Source organism: Pseudomonas sp. V88_4 (genome assembly GCF_029967985.1).
GTDB classification, from domain to species: Bacteria; Pseudomonadota; Gammaproteobacteria; order Pseudomonadales; family Pseudomonadaceae; genus Aquipseudomonas; species Aquipseudomonas glycinae.
The window spans coordinates 455,645-481,074 of sequence record NZ_JASCAF010000044.1; the positions used below are offsets into that span (position 1 = coordinate 455,645).

A 25,430-nucleotide genomic window follows, 5' to 3' on the forward strand; every position below is an offset into this window, starting at 1 on the left:
GTTTTGTAAATGGCAGTTGCCTCCGGCGCCTATAAGAAAGCCCTCGAGGGCGACCAGACACCGAAACAGGTGCTGGTCAAAATCGACCGGGTCACGAAGAAGTTCGACGAGACGGTTGCCGTGGACGATGTGTCCCTGGAAATCAAGAAGGGCGAGATCTTCGCTCTGCTCGGCGGTTCGGGATCGGGCAAATCCACTCTGCTGCGGATGCTGGCAGGGTTTGAAAGGCCCACGGAGGGGCGCATTTTCCTCGACGGCGTCGACATCACCGACATGCCGCCGTACGAGCGACCGATCAACATGATGTTCCAGTCCTACGCCTTGTTCCCGCACATGACCGTGGCGCAGAACATCGCCTTCGGCCTGCAACAGGACAAGATTCCCAAGGCCGAGATCGACGCCCGCGTGGCCGAGATGCTCAAGCTGGTGCAGATGAGCCAGTACGCCAAGCGCAAGCCGCATCAGCTGTCCGGTGGCCAGCGTCAGCGTGTGGCGCTGGCGCGTTCGCTGGCCAAGCGGCCGAAACTGCTGCTGCTCGACGAGCCGATGGGCGCACTGGACAAGAAACTGCGTTCGCAGATGCAACTGGAACTGGTTGAGATCATCGAGCGCGTGGGGGTGACCTGCGTGATGGTGACCCACGATCAGGAAGAGGCCATGACCATGGCCGAGCGCATCGCGATCATGCACCTGGGCTGGATCGCCCAGATCGGCAGCCCGATCGACATCTACGAAACCCCGACCAGCCGTCTGGTCTGCGAATTCATCGGTAACGTGAACATCTTCGAAGGCGAAGTGATCGACGACGCCGAAGGCCACGCGACCATCACCTGTAAGGATCTCGACCGGCAGATCTACGTCGGCCACGGCATCAGCACCTCGGTGCAGGACAAGTCCGTGACCTACGCGATCCGTCCGGAAAAACTGCTGGTCACCGCCGATCAGCCGACCTGCGAGTACAACTGGTCGAGCGGCAAGGTGCATGACATCGCCTACCTCGGCGGCCACTCGGTGTTCTACGTCGAATTGCCGAGCGGCAAGCTGGTGCAGTCGTTCGTGGCCAACGCCGAGCGCCGTGGCGCACGTCCGACCTGGGGCGATCAGGTCTACGTGTGGTGGGAAGATGACAGCGGCGTGGTACTTCGCTCATGAACATGCGCAAATTCAAACGCCGGCTCAATCGAATAATTCCCGGTGGCCGCCAGTTGGTCATCGGGGTTCCGTTCATCTGGCTGTTCCTGTTCTTCATGCTGCCGTTCTTCATCGTCCTGAAGATCAGCTTCGCCGAAGCGGACGTGGCCATTCCGCCATACACCGAGATCTACACTTACGCCGAGCAGAAGCTGCAACTGCTGCTGAACCTGGGCAACTACGCGATGCTCGGCGACGACGAGCTGTACATCGCCGCCTACCTCGGCTCGCTGAAGATGGCGTTTTTCAGCACGCTGCTGTGCCTGTTGATCGGTTACCCGATGGCCTACGCCATCGCCAGCGCCCGCAAAGAGCTGCAAACGGTGCTGGTGCTGCTGATCATGATGCCGACCTGGACCGCGATCCTGATCCGCGTGTATGCGTGGATGGGCATCCTCAGCAACAACGGCCTGCTCAACGGTTTCCTGATGAGCATGGGGTTGATCGACGAGCCGCTGCAGATCCTCAACACCAACCTCGCGGTGTACATCGGCGTCGTCTACTCGTACCTGCCGTTCATGATCCTGCCGCTGTACGCCAACCTGGTGAAGCACGACACCAGCCTGCTGGAGGCCGCCTCCGACCTGGGCTCAAGCACCTTCAACAGCTTCTGGAAAATCACCGTGCCGCTGTCCAAGAACGGCATCATCGCCGGCTGCATGCTGGTGTTCATCCCGGTGGTGGGCGAGTTCGTGATCCCGGAACTGCTTGGCGGTCCGGAAACCCTGATGATCGGTAAAGTGCTCTGGCAAGAGTTCTTCAACAACCGTGACTGGCCAGTGGCGTCCGCCCTGGCGGTGGTGATGCTGGCGATCCTGATCGTGCCGATCATCCTGTTCAACCGCAGTCAGGCCAAGGAAATGGAGGGTAAAGAATGAAGCGCTTCCGTTTCTCCAGCCTGATGCTGGTGCTCGGTCTGTTGTTCATCTACCTGCCGATGCTGATCCTGGTGATCTACTCGTTCAACGCCTCGAAACTGGTGACGGTGTGGGGCGGCTGGTCGGTGAAGTGGTACGTCGGCCTGCTCGACAACTCGCAACTGATGGGCTCGGTGGTGCGCTCGCTGGAAATCGCCTGCTACACCGCGGTTGCCGCGGTGGCGCTGGGGACGCTGGCAGCCTTCGTGCTGACCCGCATCACCCGCTTCAAGGGCCGCACGCTGTTCGGCGGTTTGGTCACCGCGCCGCTGGTCATGCCTGAAGTGATTACCGGTCTGTCGCTGTTGCTGCTGTTCGTGGCGATGGCGCAGATGATCGGCTGGCCACAGGAGCGTGGCATCGTCACCATCTGGATCGCTCACACCACGTTCTGTGCGGCGTATGTGGCGGTGGTGGTGTCGGCGCGTCTGCGTGAGCTGGACCTGTCGATCGAAGAAGCGGCGATGGACCTGGGGGCGCGGCCGTGGAAGGTGTTCTTCCTGATCACCATCCCGATGATTGCGCCGTCGCTGGCGGCGGGCGGCATGATGTCGTTCGCCCTGTCGCTGGACGATCTGGTGCTGGCGAGCTTCGTCTCGGGGCCAGGTTCCACCACCCTGCCGATGGAAGTGTTCTCGGCCGTGCGTCTGGGCGTGAAGCCCGAGATCAATGCCGTGGCCAGTCTGATTCTGCTGGCGGTGTCGCTGGTGACCTTCATGGTCTGGTTCTTCAGCCGCCGTGCCGAAGAAGCCCGCAAGAAAGCGATTCAGCAGGCCATCGAAGAAGGCGCTGCGGATTCGTGGAAGCAACCGGACGTGCGCCGCGCGCCGACGCCGGAAGCGGCTTAAGCCAGTGAGGTTGATCACAACTCTGTGATCACCACCAAACACTGTGGGAGCGGGCAAGCCCGCTCCCACAGTGTTTTGTGGTGATCAGGAAGTCCACGGAGAACTGCGGATGACTTCGACGAAATTCATCGGCTTGAACCCCGGCACCTGAGCCTTCAGCACATCGGTCTTCACATTGCCGAACGTGGTTTGCGGACGATGACGCAAGCCATCGGCGAACGCGCAGATGATGCACTCCTTGAAACCCTCGCCCCGTGGATGTGCATGCACCACCGCCTCACGCTGCACCGTGGTGAACGCCGCGTAGTCCATGCCCAGCACGTCCATCTCGACGCCTGCGGTCACCAGCGCCACGGTCGGACGCAGATGCTTCGGCACCCCCGGCGTGGTGTGCAGGGCGATCGACAGCCAGACCTGCTCGATGTCGTCGTCGCTCAAGCCATACGGCTTGAGAAACGCCGCCGCTGCGTTGGCACCATCGACTTCGAAGCGCTCGTCATCGCTGCGGTGCCCTTCGACCAGCCCCAGGTCGTGGAACATCGCGCCGACGTACAGCAACTCCGGATCGTAGGCCAGTTGCTGGCGTTCGCCGCTCAAGGCACCGAACAGAAACACTCGGCGCGAGTGGTGGTAAAGCAGGTCGGATTCGATGTCGCGGATGTACTCGGTGGTGGCCCGGGCGAGGGCGCTGTCGGGGATCCGGATACCGGCGATGGTCGTGGTCATGTTGAGCTTCCTCGTTGAAAACGCCGTCGCGGCGCTGATGGAGAAAGTCTGTTCCCGGAGGCCAGACCGGACAATCGATCCATGGCTGCGATCCTTGCCATTGCACCTGCAAATCGTGCCAGCTCGCTTCTGCGGCGAGGATTGGCTAGGGTTGGCGCTGATCCGCCATTCACCGGGAGCTGACATCGTCATGAACAGAACCGTCGCCATCGTGGTGTTCCCCGGCGTGCAGGCGCTGGACGTCAGCGGGCCGATGGATGTGTTCGCCGAGGCCAACCGCTTCCTGGCGCCGGAGGATTATTACCGGCTCGAGGTGATCGGCGTCGAGCGCGGATCGATGGCGTGCTCCAACGGGCTGACCCTGAGTGCTCACCAGCATTTCAGCGAAGTGCAGGAGGCTTATGACTTGCTGCTGGTGGCGGGTGGGCCGCAGTTGCCGTTTCTGGATTTCGGCGAGGCATTCGATGCCTGGCTGCGTGAGGCCTGTGGGCGGGCGCGGCGTTATGGCTCGATCTGCAACGGCGCGTTCATGCTCGCCCGTGCAGGATTGCTGGACGGGCGCACGGTCACCACCCACTGGAACGACGCCGGAGCGTTGGCGCAGTTGTGCCCGTCGAGCCGGGTCGAGGCCGATCGGTTGTACGTCGAGGACGGCCAGCTCTACACCTCGGCGGGGGTGACGGCGGGGATCGATCTGTCGCTGTACCTGCTGGCGCGTGATTACGGGGCCGAGGTCGCGCTGAGCGTGGCCAAGCGGCTGGTGGTATTCACCCAGCGCTCGGGCGGGCAGTCGCAGTTCAGCCCGTTCCTCACGCCCCATGCCGAGCCGACGTCGGCGGTGGCGATGGTGCAGTTGTACGTGCTGGCCAATCTCACCGGCGACCTGACCATCGCCGACCTGGCAAACGCGGCGAACATGAGCGCGCGGAATTTCTCTCGGGTGTTTGCGAGGGAGGCGAAAGTCACCCCGGCGGAATTCGTCGAACGGGCGCGGGTGGATGCGGCGCGGGTGATGCTCGAAAGCACCACGGCGCCGCTGAAGACCGTGGCGTATCAATGCGGATTTCGCGATGCGCAACACATGCGCAGCGTGTTCAACCGGCGGCTGGGGGTGACGCCGCAGCAGTTTCGGCTGAATTTTGCGGCGATGGTTTGAGCGGCGCTTATTGCGCCGCTCGCGCCGGCAACAGCTTCAAGGTACTCCGCGTATTCGCCGTCACCTCTTCCTCACTGAAATGCGCCTGCACATACATCCCGTCCACATACGCCTCTGCCTGATCGTCATAGTGGCTGTCGAACGGCACGCCGCTCTGGCCGACCGGGTTGATGGTCAGGCTGTGAGCCGGATCAGCGAAGTCCACCAACCGCCGAGTTGATGGCCCGTAGGTCACCGGCCACGGCGCCGGGCCGATCTTCGCCGAGAGGTTGTTCGGCACTTCATGGGAGCCCGGTGCGGCGAACGGGCCGACGTTGAAAATGCGATCCAGCGGCTTCTGCTGACCCAACGGATGACCATGGGTCAGCGTATGCGCCTTGCCCCATTGCCAGCCGGAAGCGTCGTCGCCGAGGGTCGACTTCAGGTGCGCCATGCTCGCCTGCCACGCGGCGCGTACGATGTCGACGCGGGTTTCCTTGTTCGGCGTGTTGCGGTTGTCCCACCACGGTGAATCGGCATTCGCCGCGAGCCGGGGCAGGGCTGCATCGATCACTCGGGTCGACAGCTGGGTTTCGAAGAAATCATTGCCCAGCTCATCGCGCATTGCCGCGTCGGCGAGGTCGTAGAGGAACTGGTTGAACACCGTCGCACTGACTGAATCCAGCGGATAGTCGCCTTGCCATTGGGCCAGTTGTTCGATCAGCTTCTGCTCGGCGGGATTGCCCGCCACTTCACGCAGCACCGGCAACAACGGCGCCAACAGACGCGGGCCATAACCGGTGGCAGTGCCCAGTTGCAGCTTCTGGTTGGCCTCGTTGTCCCACTTCACGTTCTTGTCGGCGAGCTGGCGGTTGAGCTGCTGGCCACGGTCGGCGAGGTTGTAGTAACCGGGAATCTCCATGCCGGTCGGCGACACGGGCTGGAAGTTGGCCGAGACGATATAGCCCCGCGCCGGGTTCTCTTCCTGCGGGTTGGCGCTGAACGGGAAGTAGCCATCCTTGTCCGCCTGATTGCTGCTGCCGTCGAGAATGAAGCCAGGCTTCACCCCGGCCGGCCGTTTGGGCAGCAGCGCCGAGGCCCACCAGGCGATATCACCCTTGGCGTTGGCGTAGACGATGTTCAGCCCCGGTGCCTGCACCTTGGCCGCTGCGGCGCGGGCCTTGGCCAGGGTGTCGGCGCGGTTGAGCTGGTAGAAACCATCGAGGATCGGGTTCGGTGTTTCCAGGAAGGCCCACCACATCGCAATCGGGGTTTTCCCGGCGGCGCTGCCGAGGGCGTCGTTGACGATCGGCCCGTGGGGCGACTGGCGCAGGGTGATGGTCACCGGCGCCTGGCCTTTCACGGCGATCTGCTGCTCGGTGCTGACCATGTCGGTCCACTGGCCGCGATACCAGACCTGATCCGGGTTGTCCGGATTGACCTTCTCGGCGATCAGATCGAGGTCGTCGTTCTGGAACATGGTCAGGCTCCAGCCGAAATCCAGGTTGTGGCCGAGAAACGCGAACGGCACCAGCGCCTGATGATGACCGTAGAGTTCGAAGCCCGGCGCTGACAGCTGCGCCTCGTACCACACCGACGGCACCGAAAAGCGAATGTGCGGATCGCCTGCCAGCAAAGGCTTGGCGCTTTTGCTGCGGCTACCGGCGATCACCCAGGCGTTGCTGCCTTCGAACTGCGGCAGGCCGTTGTCGATCAGCGCCTGTTCGCTGACGCGGGCGAGAGTGTTCAGGTCTTTCCAGTCTCCGGCGGCGAGGGCCGGTGCGGTGCCGGCGTGGCCCTTGGCGAGCACACCCTTGGGCTGCCAGTCGAGGTCGAAGACGTTGAGGTAATCGGCGCCCAGTTGATCGCGCACGTAGGTCAGCAGCGGTTCGGTGCGAAACGCGGCGGCGAAGCTGTAGGCCATGTAGCCGGCGACGCTGATGCTGTCTTCGGCGGTGAACGGCCGCTTGGGGATGCCCAGCACGTCGAACTCGACCGGGGCGGCGTGTGAGTCCTGATATTGATTGATGCCGTCCAGATAGGCTTGCAGGCCCTTCCACGCCGGTGACTGCTTGTCGAGGCCGGCCACGTAACTGGCGGCCCGCTCGCGAATGCGCAGGCTGCGGAACAGCTTGTCGGTGTCGAGCAGTTTCGGCCCGAGCACTTCGGCCAGCTCGCCACGGGCGAGGCGGCGCATGGCCTCCATCTGGAACAGCCGGTCCTGGGCGTGGACATAGCCGAGGGCGCGATAGAGGTCGGTTTCGTTTTCGGCACGGATGTGCGGCACGCCGCGCTCGTCGTAACGCACGGTCACCGAGCCTTGCAGGTTGCGCAACTCCACCTGGCCCTGACGCGTCGGTTGCTTGCTGTAGACATAACCGCCGACCCCGATGGCGGGAATGACGATCAGCAACGCAAGTACGGTCAGGCCTTTTTTCATGAAAAATCTGCTCCCTGTCGTTCTACTTATATGAAGGCATTGATGGTGCTGATCTAGTTGAAGATCGCAACCGGGATTTCATAACACAGTATTTCTTGAATAGGAAGTTTCCTTCAGGTTTTCGGGAAGTGCACTACAAGTTTGTTGTTGCTGCGTTTAACGGGGCGGGCCTATAAAAGACCTCGAGAAAAAGCAGAGGAATAAAACGAATTTTGCGAATTCGATACATGGAATAACTGACATGGAGAAGTCGTATGAGTGATATTGAAAATTATCTTGGACCTCACAAGCAGACCGGGCCGGGCAGATATGAACTGGCGCCAATACCCGTCAAGGGGGTGACGCCAGTTCGATTGGGACAGGGTGGGTTTTTCTCGGGAAGTTGGGGGTTGAATGAAGGGCCGCATAGAGGGACGGGCCAAGGGTCTGGGAAACTTGATCCGTTAACTCCATTCATCTGGAATGATTTGATGCAGGAGCAACAGAATGCTCAGGCATATATTGATCTTGAGTATGCTGGAGTATTCAGCAATATCGGCGCGGCATCAAACAATGAAGTAGGGAGGGCGAGGCAAGCAGCCAGTGCTGGACTTTCTGCGGCTCAGAAGGTCAAGGCTGATCAGGAAATAACCATTCAGGTTATTCATTCAAAGTTGTTGGAGTATCGGGCTCATACCGAGATCGCTTACTCGCTGTATGGACATAATCCATTTTTCCTGATGAAGGATTTGTCCTTCAAGAAGATACGAGACAGTCTGGCATTGCCGGTTCCGGATGTTTCCGTCGCCTATGCGGCCATCGACAGGGCCTATCGCTCGGCAATGGAGCTCCGGCGCCTTTCCTGGGTGATGGCCATTATCGCCAATCAACTTCCGGAACTGGCCGCAAGAAGAAGCCAGGTTGAAGCCGCGACTCAAACCACGAGGGACGCCCAGCAGATTCTTTCTGCCGAAAGGTTATCCGTGGTGAATCTGGAAACGAATATTCGCCTGCATTTCCTGCCGGGTTTTCTGGTTGAAAGAATCGCCGCTGCAGCGGGCTCAACCGGAGGCAGTCTCTCTCAAACACTCACGAATTATAAAATCGCAGCGGACAACATTCGTGCTGTCGAGCAGGCAGCCGTCCGGCCCTATGCAATCGCCAATCCGGCGATCAACGCCCCGTTGAGCAAGCCTGAGCTCGAAGCGCTGAAGAACCTGGTCGACTTGCAGGCCACTACCGATCTGGGCAAGCGCTGGCAGGACTATCACGCTTCACTCCTGCACTCGGAAAGTGCCCGGCATATGGCAGCGGCGGCGGACGCATTTGCCGGTCTGATTGCCCGCGCCCAAGAGGCGGAGCGTCTGCAGGAGCAGATACGCATTGCCCGGGAGCTAGAGGCCCGGCATTTGCAGGAGCAGGCGCGTATAGCCGCGGAGGTTGAAGCCAGGCGTGTTGCCGAGGAACAGGCACGTATTGCCGCCGTAGCAGAGGCAAGGCGCCTTGCCGAGGAACAAGCGCGCATAGCGGCAGAAGCCATTCGCAACGCCCATACCTTCCGCGCGCCAGGTGTCGCTTCGGCGACAGGGCCGTTGTTCATGACTTCAGCTGGAGTCGTGGCAGTTGCCGAGGCTGCTGCGGCCAGTCTGCCAGCGGCGGTTCGCAGCGCCATCGCGGGCTTGGGCAGTCTTGCTGCGAGTGTCGGGGCTGGCGCGGTCGTCGGTGTTTCAGCGTTGGTCTACTCGTCGAAACTGGGCAACGGCGAATTGCCTGACCGTTACGCGTTCAGCACGCCGCTGTCGGACCTCGCACCAGATTTCGCACCCGATCTGCACGCCATCGCGGCGGCTGGCGGTACGGTTGATATGCCTTTTCGCGTCAGTTCAAAGACCGACGCGAACGGGCAGTCAGAGGTTTTTGTCGTCAAGACTGATGGGCGGAATATTCCGTCGGCCGTCAGGGTGGTGGCGGCCTCCTACGACACCGGACGCAACGTCTACACCGCGACCACCTCCGATGTTCCACCACGCACCCTGACGTGGACCCCGATCGTCAATCCGGGAAACAGCTCGACGACCTCACCGGCCGGGCAGCCGGATGTGCCTGCCTATACTGGGGCGACGGTAGTCCGGGTAGAGGGACGCCTCGATTCGTTCCCGGGCGTTTTCGAAGCCGGATTCGATGACTATGTTCTGGTGTTCCCGCAGGACTCCGGGCTGCCACCGAACTACACGATGTTTCGGGATCGGCGGGAGGATCCGGGCGTCACGTCAGGTGTGGGGCAGGCGGTATCGGGCAACTGGCTCGGGAGCGCATCGCAGGGCGAAGGCGCGCCGGTGCCGGCGCAGATTGCCGATCAGTTGCGAGGGCGGGAGTTCAGGAATTTTCGGGCGTTTCGGGAGGCTTTTTGGAAGGCGGTGGCTGGGGATCCGGAGTTGGCGGCTCAGTTTAAAAAGCAGAGTCTGTCTGCGATGGAAAAAGGAAAGTCCCCTTATGCACCTGAAAAAGAGTGGGCGGGCGAAGCAGGGAAGTTTGAGCTTCATCACAAAATATATATATCGAATGATGGCAGTGTGTATGGTTTAGAAAATATCAGTGTTGTTACGCCAAAGCGCCACAAAGATATTCATGGCAGGGGATGGTGAGATGAGAGTTAGGTCAATTTCTGATTATACAGAACAAGAGTTCTTAGAATTTGTGATTTCAGTCTGTGACAGCGGCGCGCGCACGGAGGAGGATGACGTGAAGATGGTTTTGGAATTTAGGCGTTTAACAGAGCACCCAGATGGCGCGGACCTGATTTACTACCCTAGGGATGATAGAGAGGACAGTCCTTCAGGGATTGTTGAAGAAGTAAAAAAATGGCGGGCGGCAAATGGTAAGCCGGGTTTTAAGGAATAGTGATTTTTAGTTGAGGTCGTGCTCTTGCATATTTAGTGCAAGGGCACTATTTGATTTGGGTGGTGAGATGAAAAATAGGTTGATCTCCAGTTTTACTGAGAAAGAGTTTTTGTTGTTCGTTAAAGGCATATATGAATCATCGTATTCGACTGAGAAGGAGCAAATTGAAGCCGTTTTTGAGTTTGAGAATTTAACAGAACATCCAGATGGGTCGGATCTGATCTACTATCCAAAAGACGGTAGGGAAGATTGCCCTGAAGCGATTGTGAAAGAAGTTAAGGCGTGGCGGAACGCCAACGGCAAGCCTGGTTTTAAAGTAGTTTAGTTTTGGAGTATGGCGAAATTCTCACTCCCCACTCAACCACGGGCAGTAGCAACCGACCGCCAACGTATGAGTCGCATTCACCGGGCGATCATCACTCAACGCTTGGAGGATCGGTTCGATAAAACTGTTGCTGGAGTTGCAGGTCAGGCCTTCGCTGTACGGGCCAAAGTACGCCAGTCTGCCGCTGCGGTCCCAGATCGCCACGGCCGGGCTGGCGGGAATCTGCTCGGAGCCGGGCAGCACCGCGATGGTTTTCAGATTGCTGAGGGTGGCGGGCAACTGGCCGTGGCTGCCGGCCTTCTGCACCGCAAAGAACTCCACGCCTTTGGGGCCGAACTGTTCGACCATCTCGATCAGGTGCTGTTGATTGCCGACGTTGCACGGGCAGGCCGGGTCCCAGAAATGCACCAGACGGATATTGCCGGGGCCGGCGAGGTCGGCGGGCAGGCGCAGCGGATCGCCGGAAAATACCGCGGTGTGTTCGCTGAAGGCGCGCAGGTAGCGGCCCTGAAACCAGTCGTATGCGGCCCACAGCACGCCGGCACACACGATGGCGAGCAGGCTGGCAAACAGTGCGGTGCGGTAGGGCGAACGCATGGTTTTGATTCCTCGAAGGCCGGCTAGCTTGCCATGCTTGCCGCGACAGATGAATATCGCAGGCCGATAAAGTCCGTTTACCGTTCTGGAATTGCCCATGTCTGTTGCCTTCGATCCCGATCATCTGCGTGCGAGCCTCAAGCCTCTGGCCGAGTGGCAGCCGTTGTCCGAGGAGGCGAAGGCGTATCAGCGTTTCTACAAGACCGACTTCCCGGAGCGCGATGTCTGGCGTGGCATGGGGCGGTTTGATATCGATGGCTATCAACTGGTCAGTCATTGCTGGTGGCCGGCGGAAACGGCCAGGGCCACGCTGTTTCTGGTGCACGGGTTTTATGACCACACCGGCCTCTACCGGCATGTAATCGAGTGGGCGCTGGATCAGGGGTTTGCGGTGATTGCCTGCGATCTGCCGGGGCATGGTCTGTCCAGCGGCGAGCGGGCAAGCATCCGCGATTTCTCCGAGTATCAGGATGCGCTGCAAGGCCTGTTCGCCGAGGCACGCTCGATCGCCCTGCCGCAGCCGTGGCACCTGTGCGGGCAAAGTACCGGCGGCGCGATCATCGTCGATCACGTGCTCAATCATGGTGAAAACAGCCCGGCGCAGGGGCAGTTGATTCTGCTGGCGCCGTTGGTGCGTCCGCGTGCCTGGGGCTGGTCGCAGTTCAGTTATTACCTGCTCAGGCCATTTGTCAGGGGCATCGCCCGGCGTTTCAGCGAGAACTCCAACGACCCGGATTTCCTGCCGTTCCTGCAGGCTGATCCGTTGCAGCCAAAACGCTTGCCGACCGCGTGGGTCGGGGCGTTGTCACGCTGGATCAACCGGGTTGAATACGCGAAGAAAAGTCCGCGCCGGCCGCTGATCGTTCAAGGCCAGGCGGACATGACCGTGGACTGGCAGCACAACCTGCAAGTATTGAAATGGAAGTTCGACCGGCCACAGATTCTGCTGCTGGCCGAGGCGCGGCATCACCTGGCCAATGAAACGGCGGAAATGCGCGAGGAGTATTTCGAGTTCTTGAGCAAGCGGATCAAGGGTCGCAACCCCTAGATCACTGGCTGAGGTTCGAGGTGCTCTGGCCCACGGCCAGCCCGGCGCGGATTGCTGCCAGCGCGGCCTGATAGTAGGCCTTGCCTTCGGTGGATTCGGCAAAGGTCGCGAACTCTTCCAGTTCTTCATCCGACAGGTCGCGATAGACGTACAGCAGCGTGTTGTTCAGATCGGCGCCGATCTGATCCATCAGGCGCTGGCGTTGACCGTTCAACATGCCCTGGGCCTGACCGCCGCCGAGCAGGCCGGGGATCATCGAGCTCAGGCTGTCCGCCGCCACGCCGGCAATCGCCAGGCTGACTTCGGCACCGGCTTCACGGGCGGGCAGGGCCTGGGCGAGGTGGCCGATGATCAGCAAACGGCTGTCGCTGGCCGGCATCTTCGGCAGGCCCTTGGCGTTCTTTGCCAATTGATCGCGGCGGGTCGCCAGCAGCTCGGCGGCGACGATCTTCTTGCCCAGCGGTGACTGAAAGAACGACAGGGCCGGTTGCGGATCGGCGAGGTTCTTGCGCAGTTGCGCTTCGGCCCGTTGATCCACGGCCTGAGGGGCGAAGCGCTGGTTGCTGTTGTTCACCAGCGCCTGAAACACCGCCGGCGGCAGGCTGTTCTGGTAACGCTGCTGTGCGGCACTCAGGGCGTCGTTGAAATGCGCGCGTTGTTCTGGCCAGCCGGCGACCTTGTACAGCTGGTCGTGGCCGTCCGCCCAGGCGGGCAAAACGCAGAACATCAACAGTGAAAAAAGCAAACGGCGCATAGGGACTCCTGTCGGCAGCCGACTATTCTCCGTGCGGTGCCAGTACTTGTCGAGAATTCGTATCAAGCCGCCGCGTGGCTCTGTCGGATTTCTTGCCGCAGGCATACTATGCGCGCCATGCAAATATCCTCTGATCACCCGCTGCTGTTACGTATCGTCGACGACCTGGCCGAGCGCGGCTGGTCGCAGCAGAACATTTTCCTGCCTGCGGATTTGACCCGCGCGCTGGCGGCCGAGTGCCGCAAACGTGACGCCGAAGGTGAACTGGCGCCGGCGGGGGTCGGACGTGGTCCGTTTACGGAGATCCGCGAGGGGATTCGTGGCGACCATATCCAATGGATCGACCCCGGTCAGGCCGAGGCCAGCGACCGTTATCTGAGCCTGATGGACAGCCTGCGCGAGGCGCTCAACCGGGGCCTGTTCCTCGGGCTTGAAGACTTCGAGTGCCATTTCGCCCTGTACCCGCCGGGTGCGTTCTATCGCAAGCATGTCGACCGTTTTCGCGACGATGACCGGCGCATGGTCTCGGCGGTGATCTACCTCAATGACGGCTGGCTGCCGGAGGATGGCGGGCAACTGCGCATGTACCTGGAGCATGACCGCGTTCATGACGTACAGCCTACGGGCGGTTGTCTGGTGGTGTTTCTCTCCGGCGAAGTGCCTCATGAAGTGTTGCCAGCCAGCCGCGAGCGGCTGTCGCTGACAGGCTGGTTCCGCCGCCGTGGCAACGAGCCGTTCTGATATGCACAGGATTCTGGTCAGTCGCTGCCTGCTGGGCCATCGCGTGCGTTACGACGGTGGAGCCGGCGGGCCGTTCGATCTGCTGGAGCAGTGGATCAGCGAAAGCCGGGTAGTGCCGCTGTGCCCGGAAGTCGCCGGTGGTTTGCCGACGCCACGCGCGGCAGCGGAGATTCCGGGCGGGCAGGGCCGCGAAGTGCTGGACGGGCAAGCCTCGGTGATTACCACCGAGGGCGAAGACGTCAGTGCGCAGTTTCTCGACGGTGCGCGGAAGGCGTTGGCGCTGGTGCGAAAGCACGGGATTCGGGTGGCGGTGCTCAAGGCCAACAGCCCGTCGTGCGGGAATCTGTTGACCTATGACGGGACGTTCAGTGGGGTGAAGGTGAGTGGCGAGGGTGTCACGGCAGCCTTGCTCAAGCGCCATGGGGTGCAGGTCTTCAGCGAACTCGAACTGCCGCAAGCCGCACAGGCCCTCAGCTTGCTCGACTAGTCACGCTCACTTCAGTTTTCCGTAGCCTGCACGCTCAACCATTTTTTCGACAACGCCTCCAGCCGCCCATCCGCCCTGATCCGCTGCAACGCATTCTCCAGGCTCGCGTGAAACGCCGGATTGCCCTTCTGAAACGGAATCGCCAGTTCAACCGGCGGCCCAACCTTCGGTTTCTCCTCGGTCAGCGTCTGCACCAGCACCATCGGCCGGGGCTGTTCGTCCTTCTTCGCCAGCAATTGCGCATTGACCTGCGTGTAAGGCTCGCTCACGTCGAAACGATCCTTGAGTTCCGGGGTCAGTGCTATGTGGTTGAGCGCGACGTCGTACTTGCCGCTTTCAACGCCCTGGAGCAGATCGGCCTCGTCGGTGACGATGAAGTCGGCGCGCACATCCAGTTCGTTGGCCAGCAGTTGCCCAAGCTCGACCTCGAACCCCGTGAGCGTGTCGCCGTCCTTGAAATTGAAGGGCGGTGTATTAGCCTCAAGGGCAATGCGCAACTCGCCACGGTCGTTGACGTCATCAATCAGTTCGGCGTGAGCCAGAGGGCTCAGAAGGGGAAGCAGGCAGATCAGGCCAGGCAGAAAACGCATGGTCACTCCTTTGAAATCATTGTCGCGGCCTGTTTTCCAGGCTCGCTTTGCTATGGTTGTCGAGTGCCTTCGACAACGAATGGTCATGAAGTTGTCATGACCGTGCGGATTTTACGGAAAAACTGGAGAAGAAAATGAAAAGCTTTATGTCACGTGCAGCGTTGGCCGGTGTACTGATGGGTGTTTCGGTACTGGCCAGTGCGGCCACACCGGCACCGAAGGGCGCCGAAGTGTTCATCGTTTCTCCCGAGGACGGAGCCACGGTTCCGCAGACCTTCACGGTCAAGTTCGGTGTAAAGGACATCGCGCTGGCACCGGCCGGTGATGCCACCAAGAACACCGGTCATCACCATCTGCTGATCGATGCCAAGGAAATCGTTCCGGCCGGCTCCGTCGTGCCGACCGACGCCAACCACATGCACTTCGGCAAGGCGCAGACCCAGGCCGACATCAAACTCGCGCCGGGCAAGCACACCCTGCAGCTGGAGCTGGGTGACAGCGGCCACATGGCGTTCGATCCGCCGATCGTGTCGAAGAAGATCACCGTCAACGTCGAATGACGTTGTCGCGAGCATGAAAAAGGGAGCCCCGAGGGGCTCCCTTTTTTGTCGCTCAGCGTCGGATCAGAACAACACGCGGCTACGGATGGTGCCGTTGACGTGTTGCAGCTTCTCTTGCGCCAGTTCCGAGTACTCGGCGTCGACGTCGATCACCACGTAGCCGACCTTCTCGTTGGTCTGCAGGAACTGACCGGAGATGTTGATGCCGTTTTCGGCGAAGACCTTGTTGATCTCGCTCATCACACCCGGGATGTTCTCGTGGATGTGCAGCAGGCGGTGTTTGCCTGGGTGCGCCGGCAGGGCCACTTCCGGGAAGTTCACCGACGATACCGAAGTACCGTTGTCGCTGTACTTGACCAGTTTTTCTGCCACTTCCAGACCGATGTTGGCCTGCGCTTCAGCGGTGGAACCGCCGATGTGCGGGGTCAGGATCACGTTGTCCAGGCCACGCAGCGGGCTTTCGAACTCTTCGTCGTTGGAGCGCGGCTCGACCGGGAACACGTCGATGGCGGCGCCGATCAGGTGCTTGTCCTTGATCGCAGCGGCCAGGTGATCCAGTTCGACCACGGTGCCGCGTGCAGCGTTGATCAGGATGCCGCCCTTCTTGATGGCGCGGATTTCCTTCTCGCCGATCATCCACTGGGTCGCAGCGGTTTCCGGAACGTGCAGGGTGACGATGTCGGACATGCCCAGCAGCTCGTGCAGGTTGCCGACCTGGGTCGCGTTGCCCAGTGGCAGCTTGGTCACGGTGTCGTAGAAGAACACCTGCATGCCCAGACCTTCCGCCAGGACCGACAGCTGAGTACCGATCGAGCCGTAGCCGACGATGCCCAGTTTCTTGCCACGGATCTCGAAGGAGTTGGCTGCGGACTTGATCCAGCCGCCACGGTGGCAGGAAGCGTTTTTCTCAGGGATGCCGCGCAGCAGCAGGATCGCTTCGGCCAGCACCAGCTCGGCCACGGAGCGGGTGTTGGAGTACGGTGCGTTGAACACGGCGATGCCGCGCTCGCGGGCCGCTTCCAGGTCAACCTGGTTGGTACCGATGCAGAAACAGCCGACCGCGACCAGCTTCTTCGCGTGATCGAAGATCTCTTCGGTCAGCTGGGTGCGTGAGCGAATGCCGATGAAGTGAGCGTCAGCGATCTTTTCCTTGAGCTGGGCTTCCGGCAGGGAGCCTGTCAGGTATTCGATGCTGGTGTAGCCCGCCGCCTTGAGGACGTCGACAGCCGATTGGTGGACGCCTTCGAGAAGAAGGAACTTGATCTTGCTCTTATCGAGAGAAGTCTTGCTCATCTGCGTAAACCTGTATCCCGGAGAAAAATGGCAGGAAATGGTCAACAGACATTGACCTGGACGACAAGAAAGCCGTCACCGCAGAACCGGCCTTGGGCACTGGCCTGCGGGGTCGGTATGCTAGCATAGCCACCCCGCTAAACACTCATTCCTGCGACGTGAAGCGTTCTCAGGATGACCATGAATTGTTCGAGAGTTCCGTCGATGACCAATCCTGCCCTGATTGATGAACTGAAGACCCTGGTCGAGCCTGGCAAGGTCCTGACCGATGCCGACTCTCTGAACGCTTACGGCAAGGACTGGACCAAGCACTTCGCTCCGGCGCCCAGCGCCATCGTGTTTCCCAAGACCATTGAGCAGGTGCAGGCCGTCGTCCGCTGGGCCAACGAACATAACGTGGCACTGGTGCCGTCGGGCGGGCGCACCGGACTTTCTGCCGCGGCCGTAGCCGCCAACGGCGAAGTGGTCGTGTCGTTCGACTACATGAATCAGATTCTGAACATCAACCTCACCGACCGCACCGCCGTCTGTCAGCCGGGCGTGGTCACCGAGCAATTGCAGAACGCTGCCGAAGAACATGGCTTGTACTACCCGGTCGACTTCGCTTCGGCAGGTTCCAGTCAGATTGGCGGCAATATCGGCACCAATGCCGGCGGAATCAAGGTCATTCGCTACGGCATGACCCGCAATTGGGTGGCCGGCATGAAGGTCGTGACCGGCAAGGGCGATGTGCTGGAACTGAACAAGGATCTGATCAAGAACGCCACCGGTTACGACCTTCGGCAGCTGTTCATCGGCGCCGAGGGCACTCTGGGTTTTGTGGTCGAGGCCACCATGCGCCTGGACCGTGCGCCGAAAAACCTGACCGCAATGGTCCTCGGCACCGCTGATTTCGATTCGATCATGCCGGTGCTGCACGCCTTTCAGGGCCGGCTCGACCTGACTGCGTTCGAATTCTTCTCCGACAAGGCCCTGGCCAAGGTCATGGGCCGTGGCGATGTGCCGGCGCCGTTCGAAACCGACTGCCCGTTCTATGCCTTGCTGGAATTCGAGGCGACCACTGAAGAAGTGGCCAACACCGCCCTGGAAACCTTCGAACACTGTGTGGAGCAGGGTTGGGTGCTGGACGGCGTGATGAGCCAGAGCGAAACCCAGTTGCAGAACCTGTGGAAGCTGCGCGAGTACATCTCCGAAACCATCTCCCACTGGACACCGTACAAGAACGACATCTCGGTCACGGTCTCGAAAGTCCCTGCGTTTTTGCAGGAAATCGATGCGATCGTCGGCGAACATTACCCGGATTTCGAAATCGTCTGGTTCGGCCACATCGGCGACGGCAACCTGCACCTGAACATCCTCAAGCCGGACAACCTGAGCAAGGACGAGTTTTTCGCCAAGTGCGCCACCGTCAACAAGTGGGTGTTTGAAACCGTCGAAAAATACAACGGTTCGATTTCCGCCGAACACGGGGTGGGCATGACCAAGCGCGACTACCTGACCTACAGCCGCTCTCCGGTGGAAATCGAATACATGAAAGCGGTCAAGGCGGTGTTCGACCCGAACGGCATCATGAACCCGGGCAAGATATTCGCGGTTTGATTGGCAATCCCTGATGAATCAATAAAGGCAGGAGTCGGTAATGAGCTATCAGCACCAGTATGTCGACGGTACGCGGATTCATTTTCCGCTGGGGAAAGTGGTGTGCATCGGCCGTAACTACGCCGAACACGCCAAGGAACTGGACAACCCGGTGCCTACCGAGCCGTTGCTGTTCATCAAGCCCGGCAGTTGCGTGGTGCCGCTGGAAGGCGGTTTCAGCATTCCGACCGAGCGTGGCTCGGTGCATTACGAGGCGGAAATCGCCGTGTTGATCGGCAAGCCGCTATCGACCAAACCGAGCCGTGAAGAAGTGCTGGACGCGATCTCCGGTTTCGCCCCGGCGCTGGACCTGACCCTGCGCGACAAGCAGGCCGAGCTCAAGTCCAAGGGCCTGCCGTGGGAAATCGCCAAGTCGTTCGACGGCGCAGCGGTGATTGCGCCGTTCGTGGTCAGCAGCACTTTCGCCGACCTGACCGACATCGGCATCCGCCTGACCATCAACGGCGAAGTACGCCAGGACGGCAACAGCAGCGCGATGCTCAACCCGATCGTGCCGATGATCCAGCACATGGCCGGCTGCTTCTCGCTGCAGGCCGGTGACGTGATCCTGACCGGTACGCCGGTGGGCGTCGGCCCGCTGAACGTTGGCGATGAGATCGTGCTGGAGCTGCCGGGCGCCAGTCGCTTCACCAGCAGCGTTCGCTGACTGCACCACTGAAATACCTTTGTGGGAGCCAGCCCGCTGGCGATGACGGACTGTCAGTTGATGTTTCATTCGACTGATCCACCGTCATCGCCAGCAGGTCGGCTCCCACATTTGTTTTTGTGTAGTCGCTCGCAAAGGCATAAGGCAATCCGGCCATTTGCCGTTTTTTTCACATTTTGTCCGGATAATTCCGGTCATTCTGGCGTCTGAGCCGGCCTCTTTGTGCTATTACCCGTAGCCTGAATTTTCGGAACGCGTCCTTCGATGTCATCTCAAACTCAGCTCAAACCCGCCCGCCGTTCACGCTTCGCCCTGCGCTGGTATTCCTGGCTTTTGTTGGCCGTGGCCGCTGCGTACGGGCTGGCGTTTGCCATGCATTGGGATGACCGCGGCGTGTTGTGGGTATTGGAACGCTTCGAGAGTCCGGCCGAGAAGCTGGACAGCGTCTGGCTCCCGGACTACCGAGTGGTCATCGACGCCAAGCTGCTGCCGGGCATGGAAAAGGACGAAGCTTCGGATTTGTCCTATAACCCGCAGACCAAAACCCTGTTTTCAGTGATGGGCAAGAATCCGTTTCTGGTCGAGCTGACCTTGCAGGGTGACGTGCTGCGCAAGATGCCGCTGGTGGGCTGGAGCAATCCGGAAGGCGTGACGGTGATGGAGAACGGCTTGATGGCGATTGTCGATGAGCGCGAGCACTTGCTCTCCATCGTCAAGGTCGATGCCGCGACCCGCGAACTGAAACGCGACGATTTCCCTAAATACGACCTCGGCCCGTCGAAAGACCAGAACAAAGCCTTCGAAGCCATCACCTGGGACGTCCGCAACCAGCAACTGCTGCTGGGCGAAGAGCGTCCGCCGGCGCTGTTCACCTGGAAAAGCGACGGCAGCCAGACCCTCAAGGGCGACAAGCGGAAACTCGACAGCGACGAACTCGATATTCGCAACCTGTCGGCCCTGGCGATCGACCCGCGCACCGGGCACACCCTGGTGCTGTCAGCCGATTCGCACCTGTTGCTGGAGTTGGACGAGAAGGGCGAACAAGTCAGCTTCATGACCCTGCTGGGCGGTTTCAACGGCTTGAAGAAAACCATTCCCCGCGCCGAGGGCGTGACCATGGACGACTCGGGCACGCTGTACATGGTCAGTGAGCCGAATCTGTTCTACCGCTTCGAAAAGCAGAAGTAACGACTCCTACAGCAATTGCAGATCTGTGGAGTTGTGGCTTGAGGCAAGTGGCCATTAAGCTTCAGTTCAGACAGGCGTGATATTTCATCCGCCTGTTTTGATACCGAGCCTGCCCCCGAATGCGTCGACTTGCCCGTCCCAAGCCTCTATTCATCATCCTGTTGGTGATAGCCCTGATCGCGCTGATTGCGATCGGCCAATACATGCGCCTGTTCGAGCGTGCCTGGTTCAACCTGCATGCGCTCTGGCAACCGATGAGCAGTGAGGCCATCGGGCTGGATCAGTATCGAGTGGAGATCGAAGCGAAGGTCATCGACGGGCTGGACGACGATGTCTCGGCGCTGACTTACGATCCGGTGCGCAAGAGCCTGTTCACCGTGACCAACAAGAATGCCGAACTGATCGAGCTGTCGCTGGACGGCGCGATCCTGCGCCGTGTCGCCTTGATCGGTTTCGGCGATCCGGAGGCGGTGGAGTTCATCAGTGCCGACACCTACGTGATCACCGACGAGCGCCAGCAGCGGCTGATCAAGATTCACCTGGAGCACGACACCACGTTCCTCGATGCAGCGGATGCCGAGCAAATGACCCTCGGTGTGCACATGAGCGGCAACAAGGGCTTTGAAGGCCTGGCTTACGACTCGGTGGGCAAGCGCCTGTTCGTGGCCAAGGAGAGGGATCCGATGCTGATCTATGAAGTGCACGGTTTCCCGCACTTCAATCCGGAAAAGTCCTACGCAGTGCACGTGATCAACAATCCCAAGCGCGATGCCGGGATGTTCGTGCGCGATCTGTCGAGCTTGCAATACGACGAGCGCAGCGGCCATTTGCTGGCGCTGTCCGACGAGTCAAGGCTGATTCTGGAGCTGGATGTGGACGGGCGCCCGTTGAGCACGCTGTCATTGAGCGGTGGCCGGCAGGGCCTGAAGAAAACCGTGCCGCAGGCGGAAGGTATCGCGATGGATGATGACGGGACGTTGTATCTGGTGAGCGAGCCGAATCTGTTCTACGTCTTCAGGAAGCCTGCGCAAAACTAATTCGCACCACAAAACACTGTGGGAGCGAGCTTGCTCGCGATGAGGGAGGATCAGTCGCCAAACAAGTCGAATGACACACCGCTATCGCTGGCAAGCCAGCTCCCACAGGTTTTTCACCTGCCCACAAAAAATGTAAGCAGTTTCGGCTTACTCGGCCTTCAGTGTTTTCACACCTTCGGAAGTACCCAGCAACAACAGATCCGCCGGACGCGCCGCGAACAGACCGTTGGTGACCACGCCGACGATCGCATTGATCTGCGCTTCCAGCTCCACCGGGTTGGTGATCTGCAGGTTGTGCACGTCGAGGATGATGTTGCCGTTGTCGGTCAGCACGCCTTCGCGGTAGACCGGGTCGCCGCCCAGCTTCACCAGTTGGCGGGCGACGTGGCTGCGGGCCATCGGGATGACTTCCACCGGCAACGGGAACGCGCCCAGCACTGGCACCAGTTTGCTGGCGTCGGCGATGCAGATGAAGGTCTGGGCCACGGCCGCGACGATCTTCTCGCGGGTCAAGGCTGCGCCGCCGCCCTTGATCAGGTTCAGGTGCTCGTCGCTTTCATCGGCGCCGTCGACGTAGAACTCCAGGTTGCTCACGGTGTTCAGCTCATACACCGGAATCCCGTGGCCCTTGAGGCGCGCAGCGGTGGCTTCGGAGCTCGCGACCGCGCCATCGAACGCACCCTTGTGCCGGGCCAGGGCATCGATGAAGCAGTTGGCGGTGGAGCCGGTGCCGACGCCGACGATGCTCTTGTCGTCGAGTTTCGGAAGGATGAAGTCGACGGCAGCCTGGGCCACGGCCTGTTTGAGTTGATCCTGGGTCATGCGGGCTCCGGAAGCGGGCAAGGTAAGAACGGAAAGGCCGGCATTATAGCCTCAAGCCGGGCTAAAACCTCTGGATTCGTGTGGTCGTGCGCCCAAAAGCCGGGTTAGACTCGTTGGCCCTGCCCAACCCGCTCAGTGATGCTTTCCGATGCTCGAACAGTACGTCAAGAAGATCCTCACCTCGCGCGTTTATGACGTTGCCGTAGAAACCCCGCTGCAGAACGCCCGCCAGCTCTCCGAGCGGCTGGGCAACGACATCTGGCTCAAGCGCGAAGACTTGCAGCCGGTGTTCTCGTTCAAGATTCGCGGTGCCTACAACAAGCTGACCCAGTTGAGCGATGAAGAGCGCGCCCGTGGCGTGGTCACCGCATCGGCGGGCAACCATGCCCAGGGCCTGGCCCTGGCGGCGAAAGTGCTGGGCGTGAAAGCGACCATCGTGATGCCCAAGACCACCCCGGAGATCAAGGTCGAAGGCGTGCGCTCCCGTGGCGGCAAAGTGGTGCTGCACGGCGATTCGTTCCCGGAAGCCCTGGCCTACTCGCTGAAACTGGTCGATGAAAAAGGCTACGTCTACATCCATCCGTACGACGATCCGCACACCATTGCCGGGCAGGGCACCGTGGCGATGGAAATCCTGCGCCAGCACCCGCAGCCACTGGACGCGATCTTCGTACCGGTGGGCGGTGGCGGTCTGATCGCCGGCATTGCGGCCTACGTGAAATACCTGCGGCCGGACATCAAGGTCATCGGCGTCGAGCCCGACGACTCCAACTGCCTGCAAGCGGCGATGGCGGCAGGCGAACGCGTGGTGCTGCCGACCGTAGGCATCTTCGCCGACGGCGTCGCAGTGGCGCAGATCGGCCAGCACACCTTCGACATCTGCAAGGATTACGTCGACGAAGTGATCACCGTCAGCACCGACGAAATCTGTGCGGCGATCAAGGACATCTACGACGATACCCGCTCGATCACCGAACCGGCCGGCGCCCTGGGCGTGGCCGGGATCAAGAAGTACGTCGAGCAGCGCGGCGTCAGCGGCCAGACCTTCGTCGCCATCGACTCCGGGGCCAACGTCAACTTCGACCGCTTGCGCCACGTCGCCGAGCGCGCCGAGTTGGGTGAAGGCCGTGAAGCGATCATCGCCGTGACCATCCCGGAGAAGGCCGGCAGCTTCAAGGCGTTCTGCGAGGCCATCGGCAAGCGCCAGATCACCGAATTCAACTACCGCTACAACAATGGCAGCGAAGCGCACATCTTCGTCGGCGTGCAGACCCACCCGGACAACGATCCGCGCAGTGCGCTGCTGGCGAGCCTGACCGAGCAGGGTTTCCCGGTACTCGACCTGACCGACAACGAACTGGCCAAGCTGCACATCCGCCACATGGTTGGCGGTCGCGCCGCGCACGTGGTCGATGAAGTGGTACTGCGCTTCGAGTTCCCGGAGCGTCCGGGCGCGCTGTTCAACTTCCTCAACAAGCTCGGTGGTCGCTGGAACATCTCGATGTTCCACTACCGCAACCACGGAGCGGCGGACGGCCGCGTCGTGGCGGGCCTGCAAGTGCCCCACGACGAACGTCATCTGGTGCCGGCCGCCCTTGAGGAAATCGGCTACCCGTACTGGGACGAAAGCGACAACCCGGCCTATCAGCTGTTTCTTGGCTGAACGGCTACGCTGATGGGCAGGCCATAAGGAAATCGGATCATGGAAACGTTAACCGCCCTGAAGATGGCGCACATGGTGGCGACCGTGGTGTTGCTGGCCAGTGCGCTGGGTCTGGGCATCTGGGTTTTTCTGGCGAAGCGCAAAGGTGATGCAACGGCGGGCAGCCGTACCCTGCAACGGCCACGGGTGTTCATCTGGCTGTTGATGGGGCTGGCGCTGTTGAGCATGCCGTTCACCGGCTGGGGCATGGTGCATCTGGTGGGTTGGCCACTGGGGCAGACCTGGCTGCTGGCCTCCAGCGTGCTGTACACCGTGGCCGCATTGGCGTGGTTCTGGCTGCTGGTGCGGTTGAATCGCTTGCGCAAGGCGCCGGGTGGCGTCGGCAAGTTCAGTTTGGCCTTGGCGTTGTTCAGCTTTGTCTGCTTTATCGCCATTGCCGGGTTGATGGGTGCCAAGCCGGTTTAAGGCTTGAGACCGAGTTGCCTCAATCGCTGGCAAGCCAGCTCCCACATTTTCCTTTGGTGTCCACAAAATTTGTGTTCACTGAAGATCCCTGTGGGAGCTGGCTTGCCAGCGATGGCGATATCAGTCGCGCAGACTGATCACCGGCCAGCCACGTTTCTCGGCTTCGGCCCGCAGGTTCGGATCCGGATCGACCGCCACCGGATTCGCCACCTGCTCCAGCAGTGGCAGGTCATTCATCGAGTCGCTGTAGAAGTAGCTGCCTTCCAGCGAATGCCCGGTTTCCTCCAGCCAGCGGTTCAGGCGTGTCACCTTGCCTTCGCGGAAGCACGGTACGTCGGTGCTGCGTCCGGTGTAGCGGCCGTCCTGCATTTCGCACTCGGTGGCGATCAGGGTTTCGACGCCCAGGCGCACCGCAATCGGCGCGGTGACGAAGCGGTTGGTGGCAGTGATGATCACCAGTTTGTCGCCGGCGTCCCGGTGCTTTTTCAGCAGATCGAGCGCCTTGGGCAGCACGATCGGCTCGATGCAGTCGCGCATGTAATCGTTGTGCCATTGCTCAAGCACGGCCATCTCGGTGCGGCCGAGGATTTCCAGGCAGAAGTTCAGGTAGGCCGCGTTATCCAGTTTGCCGGCCAGGTAATCCTGATAGAACTCGTCGTTGCGCGCCTTGTAGGCGATCGGGTCGAGGAAGCCGCGTTCGCACAGATAGTCACCCCAGGCGTGATCGCTGTCGCCGCCCAGAAGGGTGTTGTCCAAATCGAATAAAGCCAGGCGCATTGCAGTTACCCGCTGAAAAGTCAGTAAAAAGGTGACCAGAATACGGTCTTTTCACAAGAGTGCACATAAGGTAGGAAGCCTCGTTGCCGCCTTCACAACCTTTGTGGAACAATGCGGCGACATGCGTTTGCGAGGTTGTTGCCGTGATCGACCCCGATGGTTTCCGCCCTAATGTCGGGATCATTCTGACGAATGACGCCGGCCAGGTGCTATGGGCTCGCCGTATCAATCAAGATGCCTGGCAGTTTCCACAAGGGGGAATCAACCCCGAGGAGACGCCCGAAGACGCCTTGTACCGCGAGCTGAACGAAGAAGTTGGCCTGGAACGCGAAGATGTTGAAATTCTCGCCTGTACCCGGGGCTGGTTGCGCTATCGTTTGCCGCAACGTCTGGTGCGAACCCACAGCCAACCGCTGTGTATCGGCCAGAAACAGAAGTGGTTTCTCCTGCGCCTGATCTCCAACGAGCAGCGGGTGCGGATGGATTTGACCGGTAAACCGGAGTTCGATGGCTGGCGCTGGGTCAGTTATTGGTATCCGTTGGGCCAGGTGGTGACATTCAAGCGCGAAGTGTATCGCCGCGCTCTCAAAGAGCTTGCCCCGCGCCTTTTAGCGCGCGACTGACGACGGAGTTCGACCCCG

General features: G+C 60.5%; 26 protein-coding genes. 18 read left to right on the plus strand and 8 right to left on the minus strand.

The features are described 5' to 3' along the window. Positions 1-9 precede the first annotated feature (9 nt). Genes potA through QLG12_RS23305 form a run of 3 tightly spaced genes read left to right on the plus strand, consistent with a single transcriptional unit; the run spans position 10 to position 2,956 of the window. Complete coding sequence (gene potA, locus QLG12_RS23295) at positions 10-1,152, plus strand: polyamine ABC transporter ATP-binding protein (protein WP_007953506.1); 1,143 nt, start codon at positions 10-12, stop codon at positions 1,150-1,152. A gap of 35 nt (positions 1,153-1,187) precedes the next feature. After that, complete coding sequence (locus QLG12_RS23300) at positions 1,188-2,069, plus strand: ABC transporter permease subunit (RefSeq protein ID WP_170844921.1); 882 nt, start codon at positions 1,188-1,190, stop codon at positions 2,067-2,069. After that, on the plus strand, positions 2,066-2,956 hold the full coding sequence (locus tag QLG12_RS23305; protein ID WP_085689843.1) for an ABC transporter permease subunit: 891 nt from the start codon (positions 2,066-2,068) through the stop codon (positions 2,954-2,956). The genes QLG12_RS23300 and QLG12_RS23305 overlap by 4 nt, the downstream gene beginning before the upstream one ends. Before the next feature lie 84 nt (positions 2,957-3,040). Here QLG12_RS23305 and QLG12_RS23310 read toward each other — a convergent pair whose 3' ends face one another. Beyond that, the gene (locus tag QLG12_RS23310) at positions 3,041-3,682 is read right to left on the minus strand and encodes an HD domain-containing protein (protein ID WP_282475290.1); all 642 of its coding nucleotides are present in this window, start codon (positions 3,680-3,682) and stop codon (positions 3,041-3,043) included. Positions 3,683-3,872: 190 nt separating this feature from the next. On the opposite strand from QLG12_RS23310, the gene QLG12_RS23315 reads away from it, so the two are divergent. Further along, positions 3,873-4,838 carry a GlxA family transcriptional regulator gene (locus QLG12_RS23315; protein WP_282475291.1) on the plus strand — a complete coding sequence of 322 codons (966 nt, stop codon included), beginning with the start codon at positions 3,873-3,875 and terminating at the stop codon, positions 4,836-4,838. 7 nt (positions 4,839-4,845) lie between these two features. Here QLG12_RS23315 and QLG12_RS23320 read toward each other — a convergent pair whose 3' ends face one another. Further along, positions 4,846-7,257, minus strand: coding sequence for a penicillin acylase family protein (locus QLG12_RS23320; RefSeq protein WP_282475292.1), 2,412 nt, complete (start codon positions 7,255-7,257; stop codon positions 4,846-4,848). 254 nt (positions 7,258-7,511) lie between these two features. Here QLG12_RS23320 and QLG12_RS23325 point away from each other — a divergent pair, with 254 nt between their 5' ends. The 3 genes from QLG12_RS23325 to QLG12_RS23335 all read left to right on the plus strand — a co-directional run bounded on the left by QLG12_RS23325 (position 7,512) and on the right by QLG12_RS23335 (position 10,462). After that, a complete protein-coding gene (locus QLG12_RS23325; protein ID WP_282475293.1) occupies positions 7,512-9,881 on the plus strand; it encodes an S-type pyocin domain-containing protein in 2,370 nt (789 codons plus the stop codon). Position 9,882: 1 nt separating this feature from the next. Beyond that, positions 9,883-10,137 (plus strand): bacteriocin immunity protein, encoded by a 255-nt coding sequence (locus QLG12_RS23330; protein WP_045121713.1) that lies wholly within the window; start codon positions 9,883-9,885, stop codon positions 10,135-10,137. Between the two features lie 67 nt (positions 10,138-10,204). Then, complete coding sequence (locus QLG12_RS23335) at positions 10,205-10,462, plus strand: bacteriocin immunity protein (RefSeq protein WP_197867162.1); 258 nt, start codon at positions 10,205-10,207, stop codon at positions 10,460-10,462. Between the two features lie 21 nt (positions 10,463-10,483). Here QLG12_RS23335 and QLG12_RS23340 read toward each other — a convergent pair whose 3' ends face one another. Further along, a complete protein-coding gene (locus tag QLG12_RS23340; RefSeq protein ID WP_236192237.1) occupies positions 10,484-11,059 on the minus strand; it encodes a DUF6436 domain-containing protein in 576 nt (191 codons plus the stop codon). Between the two features lie 97 nt (positions 11,060-11,156). Here QLG12_RS23340 and QLG12_RS23345 point away from each other — a divergent pair, with 97 nt between their 5' ends. Continuing rightward, positions 11,157-12,107 carry an alpha/beta hydrolase gene (locus QLG12_RS23345; RefSeq protein ID WP_236192236.1) on the plus strand — a complete coding sequence of 317 codons (951 nt, stop codon included), beginning with the start codon at positions 11,157-11,159 and terminating at the stop codon, positions 12,105-12,107. 1 nt (position 12,108) lies between these two features. Here the strand turns inward: QLG12_RS23345 and QLG12_RS23350 are convergent, their stop codons facing one another. After that, entirely contained in the window at positions 12,109-12,861 is a 753-nt protein-coding gene (locus tag QLG12_RS23350; RefSeq protein WP_011336435.1) for a DUF2059 domain-containing protein, read from the minus strand. Between the two features lie 108 nt (positions 12,862-12,969). Here QLG12_RS23350 and QLG12_RS23355 point away from each other — a divergent pair, with 108 nt between their 5' ends. Beyond that, the gene (locus tag QLG12_RS23355; RefSeq protein WP_236192234.1) at positions 12,970-13,602 is read left to right on the plus strand and encodes a 2OG-Fe(II) oxygenase; all 633 of its coding nucleotides are present in this window, start codon (positions 12,970-12,972) and stop codon (positions 13,600-13,602) included. Between the two features lies 1 nt (position 13,603). After that, the gene (locus QLG12_RS23360) at positions 13,604-14,089 is read left to right on the plus strand and encodes a DUF523 domain-containing protein (RefSeq protein ID WP_282475294.1); all 486 of its coding nucleotides are present in this window, start codon (positions 13,604-13,606) and stop codon (positions 14,087-14,089) included. An 11-nt stretch (positions 14,090-14,100) separates the two neighbouring features. Here the strand turns inward: QLG12_RS23360 and QLG12_RS23365 are convergent, their stop codons facing one another. Beyond that, positions 14,101-14,679 carry a transporter substrate-binding domain-containing protein gene (locus tag QLG12_RS23365; protein ID WP_236192232.1) on the minus strand — a complete coding sequence of 193 codons (579 nt, stop codon included), beginning with the start codon at positions 14,677-14,679 and terminating at the stop codon, positions 14,101-14,103. A gap of 134 nt (positions 14,680-14,813) precedes the next feature. On the opposite strand from QLG12_RS23365, the gene QLG12_RS23370 reads away from it, so the two are divergent. After that, entirely contained in the window at positions 14,814-15,239 is a 426-nt protein-coding gene (locus QLG12_RS23370) for a DUF4399 domain-containing protein (protein ID WP_197867168.1), read from the plus strand. A gap of 63 nt (positions 15,240-15,302) precedes the next feature. Here QLG12_RS23370 and serA read toward each other — a convergent pair whose 3' ends face one another. Further along, positions 15,303-16,532: a phosphoglycerate dehydrogenase gene (serA, locus tag QLG12_RS23375; RefSeq protein WP_007953487.1), complete on the minus strand. Its 1,230-nt coding sequence runs from the start codon at positions 16,530-16,532 to the stop codon at positions 15,303-15,305. A 204-nt stretch (positions 16,533-16,736) separates the two neighbouring features. Here serA and QLG12_RS23380 point away from each other — a divergent pair, with 204 nt between their 5' ends. From QLG12_RS23380 to QLG12_RS23395, 4 genes are all read left to right on the plus strand, one after another. Next, positions 16,737-18,131: an FAD-binding oxidoreductase gene (locus tag QLG12_RS23380; RefSeq protein ID WP_197867169.1), complete on the plus strand. Its 1,395-nt coding sequence runs from the start codon at positions 16,737-16,739 to the stop codon at positions 18,129-18,131. 40 nt (positions 18,132-18,171) lie between these two features. After that, positions 18,172-18,837, plus strand: a complete 666-nt coding sequence (locus QLG12_RS23385) for a fumarylacetoacetate hydrolase family protein (protein WP_085653976.1) — start codon at positions 18,172-18,174, stop codon at positions 18,835-18,837. Positions 18,838-19,101: 264 nt separating this feature from the next. Next, the gene (locus QLG12_RS23390; RefSeq protein WP_282475295.1) at positions 19,102-20,025 is read left to right on the plus strand and encodes an SdiA-regulated domain-containing protein; all 924 of its coding nucleotides are present in this window, start codon (positions 19,102-19,104) and stop codon (positions 20,023-20,025) included. Between the two features lie 119 nt (positions 20,026-20,144). Then, positions 20,145-21,062, plus strand: coding sequence for an SdiA-regulated domain-containing protein (locus QLG12_RS23395; RefSeq protein ID WP_197867171.1), 918 nt, complete (start codon positions 20,145-20,147; stop codon positions 21,060-21,062). Positions 21,063-21,209: 147 nt separating this feature from the next. Here the strand turns inward: QLG12_RS23395 and rpiA are convergent, their stop codons facing one another. Next, positions 21,210-21,884, minus strand: coding sequence for a ribose-5-phosphate isomerase RpiA (gene rpiA, locus QLG12_RS23400; protein WP_039767874.1), 675 nt, complete (start codon positions 21,882-21,884; stop codon positions 21,210-21,212). 148 nt (positions 21,885-22,032) lie between these two features. On the opposite strand from rpiA, the gene ilvA reads away from it, so the two are divergent. Together ilvA and QLG12_RS23410 are read left to right on the plus strand one after the other, a co-directional pair. Beyond that, positions 22,033-23,547 carry a threonine ammonia-lyase, biosynthetic gene (gene ilvA, locus QLG12_RS23405; RefSeq protein WP_011336426.1) on the plus strand — a complete coding sequence of 505 codons (1,515 nt, stop codon included), beginning with the start codon at positions 22,033-22,035 and terminating at the stop codon, positions 23,545-23,547. Positions 23,548-23,586: 39 nt separating this feature from the next. Then, positions 23,587-24,012 (plus strand): DUF2269 domain-containing protein, encoded by a 426-nt coding sequence (locus tag QLG12_RS23410; RefSeq protein ID WP_083367632.1) that lies wholly within the window; start codon positions 23,587-23,589, stop codon positions 24,010-24,012. Between the two features lie 120 nt (positions 24,013-24,132). Here QLG12_RS23410 and QLG12_RS23415 read toward each other — a convergent pair whose 3' ends face one another. Continuing rightward, positions 24,133-24,789 carry an HAD family hydrolase gene (locus tag QLG12_RS23415; protein WP_230734070.1) on the minus strand — a complete coding sequence of 219 codons (657 nt, stop codon included), beginning with the start codon at positions 24,787-24,789 and terminating at the stop codon, positions 24,133-24,135. A 143-nt stretch (positions 24,790-24,932) separates the two neighbouring features. On the opposite strand from QLG12_RS23415, the gene QLG12_RS23420 reads away from it, so the two are divergent. Beyond that, positions 24,933-25,412, plus strand: a complete 480-nt coding sequence (locus QLG12_RS23420) for an RNA pyrophosphohydrolase (RefSeq protein WP_003229203.1) — start codon at positions 24,933-24,935, stop codon at positions 25,410-25,412. Positions 25,413-25,430 lie beyond the last annotated feature (18 nt).